This is a genomic window from [Clostridium] symbiosum ATCC 14940, assembly GCF_000466485.1.
GTDB classification, from domain to species: Bacteria; Bacillota; Clostridia; order Lachnospirales; family Lachnospiraceae; genus Otoolea; species Otoolea symbiosa.
Genome location: NZ_KE993038.1, coordinates 46964 through 55183, shown reverse-complemented (window position 1 = coordinate 55183; position 8220 = coordinate 46964). Strand labels below are relative to the sequence as shown.

The 8220-nt window shown below is 47.7% G+C and carries 4 protein-coding genes; 1 reads left to right on the top strand and 3 read right to left on the bottom strand.

What is annotated here, in order from left to right:
* Positions 1–603: 603 nt before the first annotated feature.
* On the top strand, positions 604–1440 hold the full coding sequence (locus tag CLOSYM_RS21020; protein ID WP_003497602.1) for a hypothetical protein: 837 nt from the start codon (positions 604–606) through the stop codon (positions 1438–1440).
* A 291-nt stretch (positions 1441–1731) separates the two neighbouring features.
* On the opposite strand, the gene CLOSYM_RS21015 is transcribed toward CLOSYM_RS21020, so the two are convergent.
* The 3 genes from CLOSYM_RS21015 to CLOSYM_RS21005 form a co-directional block, all read right to left on the bottom strand.
* A complete protein-coding gene (locus CLOSYM_RS21015) occupies positions 1732–3030 on the bottom strand; it encodes a Na+/H+ antiporter family protein (protein WP_009297618.1) in 1299 nt (432 codons plus the stop codon).
* A gap of 75 nt (positions 3031–3105) precedes the next feature.
* Positions 3106–4638, bottom strand: coding sequence for a histidine ammonia-lyase (hutH, locus tag CLOSYM_RS21010; RefSeq protein ID WP_003497606.1), 1533 nt, complete (start codon positions 4636–4638; stop codon positions 3106–3108).
* A gap of 394 nt (positions 4639–5032) precedes the next feature.
* Positions 5033–7876: an AAA family ATPase gene (locus CLOSYM_RS21005; protein ID WP_021643726.1), complete on the bottom strand. Its 2844-nt coding sequence runs from the start codon at positions 7874–7876 to the stop codon at positions 5033–5035.
* Positions 7877–8220 lie beyond the last annotated feature (344 nt).

Sequence of the window (8220 nt, the reverse complement as noted above, 5' to 3'; positions counted from 1 at the left end):
TGTCTCACGCGTTAAGTGCGGAGGGCGGACCTTGCCGCGGCCACTCAGCGCTTTCGTGTGCGGAAAATATGATATGCCTTAAATGCGCCTTTTTATATAGTTGCAGAAGCTTTGATATCAGCCTGCCGGAAACACATAGTGGCCGCGACAGGGCCCTCCCCATTTAAGGTTAGAGACAATCAGCGCCCGGAGCGGACCATATCCGGTGTCGCGAAAACTTCCGCCTGAGTCTTCCGTCCCTACGAAAACCTGACCCGGGGAAGTAGGCGGAATCAATTGCGGAGGGGACATGGGAGTCCGCCGGTGCTTAGCGAGGTCCCTCACGAGCTTAGCACACTGCTGCGCACTCCAAAGAGTGCAAACGGTCCCCGCAGCAATTCATTCCGGCCGGATTCCCCCCTCCACACCAACTTCCCACGGGGACGGAAGACTCAGCCAGCCTCCTCACCACACCGGACTTGGTCCGTTCCGGACGCGTTCTCCCAACCTCAGTTAAATCTCCATACTGGAAATTCACGAAACCGCTTGTAAATTATATGCTTAGGATGTATGGTATTCTTAGGGAAATTATATCATTTACATTCAACACAGGAGGGTTACATAATGGAATTCAAATTAAAAATTACAATGGCCGATCCGGCCGGAAATCGGACAGCATTCGCAGAGGGCGAGGTTCCGCCCGAGTTATATGCGGCAGTGGGCGCCGCCATTTTAAAGGAAGAAGATTTAAATGCAGAGCAGGCCGGTTTTCTGCTTAAACCGCTCCGGGGCGCCGCAGGGCGTATGGAGATGATGGGCGGGGAATTCTGCGGCAACGCGTCCCGAAGCTTTGGTCTGCTGCTGGGCAGGCGAAACGGCATGAAAGCCGGTGAACGTATTCCCGTAGAGGTGTCCGGAAGCAAAGATATCCTGGAAGTTCTCCTGGAGGAAGACGGTTCCTGGGTGTCCATGCCCCTGCCTCAGGCAATTACAGAGCTGTCGCTCCCCGAGGAATGCGGCAGAGACAGCGGTATTTCCTCTTCCGACGGCAGCGGACTGCTCCGCTTTCCGGCCGTGGTTCTGGAGGGAATCACCCACGTCATTCTTGAGGATGTCGAACCTTCTGAAACTCTGGCGCACGCTGTTCTCGACAAGATGGCGAAGGAAACGGATGTGGATGCAGCAGGGGCTATCTTTATCAAGGACGGTGAGATGACACCCGTAGTCTGGGTTCGGGCAACCGACAGTTTCATCTGGGAAAGCAGCTGCGGAAGCGGCACTCTGGCTTCGACGGTATGGCTCGGCCGCGATGTGGCCGACGGCGATTTCCGCCTGGAGCTGAAGCAGCCGGGCGGTATATTAAAAGCTGAATTTACCGCAAAGAACGGAAAAATCACTGATGCCAGAATCGGCGGCCCAGTCTTTTTTGAAGAACCGGTTATAAAGACAATTGTAATTTAACGCCGATTAGCCTTCTGAAACCAAAAATGACTGCCGAGAGTTCCGGATACCGCCTCTATGACGGAGAACAGTTTGACAAGCGCTTCCCTGGATAAATTCCTGTTGCCAGGGAAGCAGAATTTAAATAACCTTTAATAATAATATCATTGTCGATTGTTGTTTTTTTGACAACAGGACAGGGAAAAGCGGCAGAGTTGGATGCATCTTGCCTATGCATCTGCTCTGCCGCCTTCGTTGTGTTGTTTAAGGGGTTTTTTAAGTAGTAATGCTATATTCAGTTTTTAGTGTTACTTACAGTACCTGTGCCGCCAGGATAGCTGCGATCATTAACGGGATATTAAAGTGTAAGAATGTAGGTACACATGTGTCCCAAATGTGATCGTGCTGTCCGTCTGCGTTCAGACCGCAAGTCGGCCCAAGCGTAGTATCGGAAGCTGGTGAACCGGCGTCGCCGAGTGCTGCTGCTGCAGACATCAGGACGATAGTTGCTGCCGGAGAGAATCCGATCTTAGAGCATAACGGAACATATAATACTGCAAGTACAGGAACTGTACCGAAAGAGGTACCAATACCCATAGTTACAAGAAGACCAATCAGTGTGATTACGGTTGCAGCGATAACCTTGCTGCCACCCATCAGTGTGATGGAACTGTCTACTAATTCATTAACAGCGCCGGTATCTTTCAGAACCTGTGCAAATCCGCCTGCTACAAGCATAACGAACGCGATAAAGCCCATTAATTTAATACCTTCGTTGAACTGTTCATCAATATCTTTTCTCTTTACTGCGCCTGTCAGGAACATTACGAGAAGTCCGCCCAGTGCTGCAAATGGAAGAGAACCAAATTTAATCTGAAGAATTACTACAACAACGATTGCAGCGATAGTACACCAGTGCTGTGTAGTTAATTTCAGGCTTGATAATTCATGTGTTTCAGCAATTGCAATGTCTTTATATTCACGCGGTTTTCTGTAGGTTACAAACAGCGCAATTAAAAGACCAATCAGCATGGCCACTGCCAGAATCCAGTTAACGGATGCTACATCGTTAAGAGTTACTTCCATACCATTCAGAGTCATATTGTCTTTGATGATACCCATAAAGATAAGACCAAAGCCCATAGGAATTGCGATATAAGGAGCCTTGTGGCCGAACGCGATGGCACAAGCCACGCCGCGGCGGTCAATCTTCAGCCGGTTCATGACTACCAGTAACGGCGGAATCAGAATCGGAATATAAGCAATATGTACAGGAACGATATTCTGAGAAGCGCAGGCAATAAGAACAAGGATAAAAATAAGGATATATTTATTCTCTCCTACTACTGCTGCAACCTTCTTAGAAAGAATCGTTGTGATACCTGTGTAAGCCATACAAGCTGCAAACGTTCCCAGAAGAACGTAAGCAAGTGCTGTCTCACCGTTCCCGCCAAGTCCTCCGAGCATGGAAGACAGAGTTCCGGTTACCCCCAGTCCACCGGCGACACCGCCGATGAACAGGGAAATAAGCATAGATAATAATACATTTACTTTAAATAAACAAAGAATACAAAGTGATAATACCGCCAATACTACAGGGTTAGTTAACATAAAAGCCCTCCTTCTTCATACATACTTGCTACTTCTCCACTCCCCAGAGAAAAAGTAAACAACACACCCCTCAAACTATAATTCAATAGAACCGCCAATTGCTTCCTCTACGGCCTTTACTAAGGAGCCGTCAGCGATAATATTCTCACAGTAGTTGATATCGTCGTATAACGGACGATCTTCTTCAAGGCGGGCAACCTCTTTACGAACCAGGTCGTATGCAGCCTGTGTTCCTTTACCAAGGCCCTTATTGCCTCTCATGTCGATACCCTGGCATGCAACCATCAGATCCATAGCCAGAACACGTCTAACATTGCGGCCGATCTCTCCAGCCTGTCTTGCTGCGATTGTACCCATACTTACGTGGTCTTCCTGACCTGCGGAAGATGGAATACTGTCAACGCTGGCCGGATGAGCCAGAACTTTATTCTCAGATACTAAAGCGGCTGCGGAATACTGAACAATCATGAATCCGGAGTTAACGCCGCCGTTTGGTGTAAGGAATGCAGGAAGTCCGCTGTATGCCGGGTTAACAAGACGCTCAATACGTCTCTCTGCAACGTTGGCTAACTCGGATTCTGCGATCTTTAAGAAGTCAAAGCTGAGAGCCATTGGCTGTCCGTGGAAGTTTCCGCCGGAGATTCCTGCTCTGTCATCTTTAAAGATGATTGGGTTATCTGTTACGGAGTTAATTTCGATATTTACATGCTCTTTTACGTAGTTTACGGCATCCTTGCTTGCGCCGTGAATCTGCGGGCAGCAGCGTAAAGAATAAGCATCCTGTACACGGATTTCGCCCTGGCGTGTTGTATTCTTGCTGCCTTCCAGAAGCTTTAACAGGTTTCTTGCCGTTGCAAGCTGGCCGGAATGAGGACGAACATCATGTACTCTGTGGTCAAGCGCGTCTACGACACCATTCTGAGCCTCGAAATCAAGAGCTGCCGTGATATCTGCAACCTTCAGAAGATTCAGTGCATCATAAAGTGCAAGAGTACCTGCGGAAGTCATAGCCTGTGTACCATTGTTCAGTGCAAGGCCTTCCTTTGCGGATAATTCGATCGTCGGGATTCCTGCTCTTGCCATTGCCTCTGCACCCGGAAGAACTTCTCCCTCGTACTCTGCAAGGCCAAGGCCGATCATCGGAAGCACCATATGGGATAATGGAGCCAGGTCACCGGAAGCTCCTAATGAACCTTTTTCAGGGATAATCGGTGTTACGCCTTTGTTCAGCATGTCAACCATGGTCTGAAGTGTCTCAAGACGGATTCCTGAGAAACCTTTTGCCAGGTTATTGATACGAAGAAGCATGATTCCTCTTGCGATATCTTTTGTAAATGGATTGCCGGCGCCAACCGCATGTGTGATAATCAGGTTTTTCTGTAAGTCTTTGCACTGATCCTGTGAAATTACTACATCACTGAATTTACCAAAGCCTGTTGTAATACCATAAACCACCTTTTCTTCTGCGATTAAATCATCTACAATCTGTCTGGACTCCAGAACACTTTTCTTTGTCTCTTCTGATAATTCCAGCGGTGCGCACTCACGGCAAACTGCTACGATCTGTTCAACTGTTAAATCCTGTCCTGTAATTACTACTTTGCTCATCTTATCTTCTCCTTTACTGCTGTTATTTCATACGTTACATCGTTCCGGCACACTCATTTTGCCGGGGCAATTGATAGGCCTATTATAGTACACGAAGCGTCAAAAAAGCGTCAAATCTTGTAATATTACTGACAAAAATTATTTTTTATATATGTTTTCTTACTTCTCTACTTTACCTTGCTACCATGACAGACTTTTTCGCTTTAATTTGCTACCATGACAGACTTCTTTACTTTACCAATTCAGCGCAACACCCGATATTTAAAAATACCTGCTCCGGCATACTGTTTGCGGATAACGACAGCCTGCACGCTTTGCACAGGTCACCGCCATCAGTCAAATGCGGCCGGGAGAGCTTTACACAGACTCCCCCGGCCGCACCGATACTCTCTTTTTAATTCATCTCTCTTTTCACCGCCTCCAGAAGCTGCTCTGTCGTCGGATTCCCGATTTTAGCAGATAAGCCGACCGCCCTGCTGTAATGCTCGGCCGCTTCCTCCTTCCGCCCCGTTTTCAGGCAGGTCATGGCAAGGTACGTCTCAGCTCTTTCAAGCCCCCATCTGTATCCGTTCTTCTCGAGGCATTCCCTGGCCCTCTCCAGATAATTCCACGCCTCCAGAAGCCTTCCCTGGCAGTACATAACCTGGCCGATATTGCAGTAGACCTGGCCGATACCGTTTGTCTCCACCGGGCCCTGGCCCACTGTTATCCCTTTCATGTAATACTCAAGTGCTTCATCATACCTGTCCTGTATCCTGTAGATATCACCGATATAATTAAAGCAGGCGGCGATGCTTGCCGTATACTTTCCCCCTCCGTCTTCGAGCTCGCGGAATACCATAAGCGCTTTCTGAAGGACATCCTCCGCCATCCTGTATTCCTGCCTCTGGACATGGTACCATCCTTTCAGCCGGAGAAAGGTGGCATACTCATCCCTCTCTTCCTTTTTTATACAGCCAAGCCCCAGGGTCACATATTTGTCAACCTTTTCCAAATCTTCCCTCTGAATTCCATGAAATACCTGCTGCTTATAGCAGGCCAGAAGATTCTTATGGGCATTCAGCTTCTGGGCCAGAAAAATACTTTTCTCAATATTGGCGATACCGCTGTCGTAATCGCCCATCGCGATGTCATATCTTCCTTTTATATAATGCATCTCCATCTTCATCTGGCGTATCTCTCTGGAATCGTCTTTCAGGTTAATGACGTCCTCCGCCAGTTCAAGCATCTTTGCCGCTTCGGCCATGACACCGAAATCGTCGCCGAAATCAGAAGCTTCGGTATGGAGTACCGGAAAATTCTCATTGATTACCGTGTAAAATTCTTTCAGGTAACGAATCTGATACTGGTATGCCTTTACCTGATCATGGCATTTGTCGTAATGGTAGACGACAAGGGGAAGTACGGTAAAATCCTGTTCCGCCTGGGCCTCATAGTAGGCAGCCAGCATTTTGTGATAAAGCTGCTTTTTCCCATTGCTCTGTTTCTCGTAAATATATTCCTGGAAAATGCGGTGGACAAATTTATAATAGACATTCCATCCAACCAGAACCTCTTTAATAAGGAAGCCTTCCTGCAGCCTTTCCAGAATTTTAAGAAGGGTCAGCCTGTCCATGCCCTTCATCAAAAGCTCTATTTCCTCAATACTTATCTTCTCAGGGAAGACCGACATACAGTCCAGGACTTCCTTCTCATCCTGGGATATTCCGGACAGCCTCGCCTTGATTACAAAGTTTGTCTTCGGAGATTTTTCAAGCGTGTATCCCTTCTCACGGATAATGTTAATCATTTCCGTCAGGAAAAATGCGTTGCCGTCCGTCAGCTCATATAATTTTTGACGTTTCTCCGGTTCCGTGTCAAGCTCCGGTAATGATTTGTGCAGAATCTCATCCGTTTCTTCCTTCGTAAACGGCTGGAGGGCTATGAGTTTGACAGAATCTCTGCGGACCAGCGGTTCCAGCGCTTCCGTCACCTCGGCCTCGCTGCTTCTGTTATACGTGCATATGGTCAGCAGCACATCCGGTTCAAGCATAAACTGGAGGCGGCACATGAGCTGAAAGCTCATCTGATCCATCCACTGGATATCGTCAAATGCCAGGACTATCCGGTATTTCTTTGTAATCTCGGTAAACAGGCTGATTACCGTCTTCTCAATCATCTGGTAAGTAAGACGGCCGCTCTCCCTGTCGTCACTGACACCCCGGTTCAGGAGCTGGGAAAGCTTTTCTTCCTCATCGGGAGACAGCGCCCCCTTCATTGTCCCGTTCTCAATACATTGTCTGACTTCCTGAAAGATATCATTCCAGGGATTTAAGAAGAAATCGGCGCCCTGCCTGTAGCATACCGCATAGAGCGTGATCATCTGTTTCCCCAGCGCCAGCTTCAGTCCGCATTCCAGAAAGGACGTTTTTCCGACGCCTTCCTCCCCCTCTACAGCCAGACATCCAACCTTCTCGCCTGCAGTCCTCTCTAAAAATCCGCTGATTTCGTATAATTCTTTTTTACGGCCGATAAACGGCAAATCAACGGAAACGCCTTCCGTCTTCACATGCTCTTTCACATTAAATACACGGTGGAACAGATCTTTAACCTTCTGTGACGGTTCCATATCCAGATCATCCTGGAACAGCTTCATCAGATCATAATAAAGGCGTATCGCCATCGTGTAATTGCCGTTCTCAGCATAGACATTCATAATCTCATAATACAGCTCCTCATTGTAAGGATCATTTTTAATAAGGATATTACTGTACTTCTGAATCAGGGAAAGATCATTTTTCTCGCGCGCATCGTCAAGATGCTCCCTGGCACTCTTTGAGATATTCTGGCGCTGTCCTTCGCGGACTCCCTCCACCCATTCCTCAAATTCATAACAGTTCTTAATATAAAAATGGTCCAAAAAAACACCGCTCTGTCCGACATCACCATCCTCACGGCGCTCCAGATCAATCATAACGGGATAGTCAGGATTAAGTGCTATCCCCGTATGTCCGGTTGTAACCAGAAAATCTTTATCTATAAACCGGCGCACCTGATAAACCGCGTCACGCAGCTTCTTTTTCCCGGTTGTCTCGTCTTCATCTCCCCAGAGAAGACAGATAACCTCCTCCCTGGTGACCGTTTTTCTGATACACAGATAATATAAAAATCCCTCTACTTTTTTATAAGGAAAATTAACCTTCTCCCCATCTGCAAAAATCGTCGGATTTCCACACAGGTTAATTTCAACTTTTTTCATTGCGCCTCCCCTGACTCTGTTACTTTACTGCCCAAACCGCCGCTGTCCGTCAAAAAGAATAACTGTCCTGAACATTCTCCCGGAAGGATATGCCGGTAAACAGTACTCCGAAAGACTCTGCCGCCAAATGCGGGTTTCTACTATGATCTATATATGTTTCAGTATACAAAACATGGCGTGTACTGTCAACTCTGACGTAGCAGTTCAGACTTTAGATTTAGTTAAGCAGGTGAGGACGCCGCCGGTACGGCCAGCGGACGGGGTGGCGGAAGGTATTATGTAGTGGCAGCGACAAGGTTTCCTCCCCCATTGAGGCTGGAGACAATCAGCGCCCGGAACGGACC

Bases quoted from the DNA above. Each gene is read 5' to 3' on its own strand.
- CLOSYM_RS21020 (WP_003497602.1), top strand. From the start codon at position 604: ATGGAATTCAAATTAAAAATTACAATGGCCGATCCGGCCGGAAATCGG.
- CLOSYM_RS21015 (WP_009297618.1), bottom strand. From the start codon at position 3,030: ATGTTAACTAACCCTGTAGTATTGGCGGTATTATCACTTTGTATTCTT.
- hutH (WP_003497606.1), bottom strand. From the start codon at position 4,638: ATGAGCAAAGTAGTAATTACAGGACAGGATTTAACAGTTGAACAGATC.
- CLOSYM_RS21005 (WP_021643726.1), bottom strand. From the start codon at position 7,876: ATGAAAAAAGTTGAAATTAACCTGTGTGGAAATCCGACGATTTTTGCA.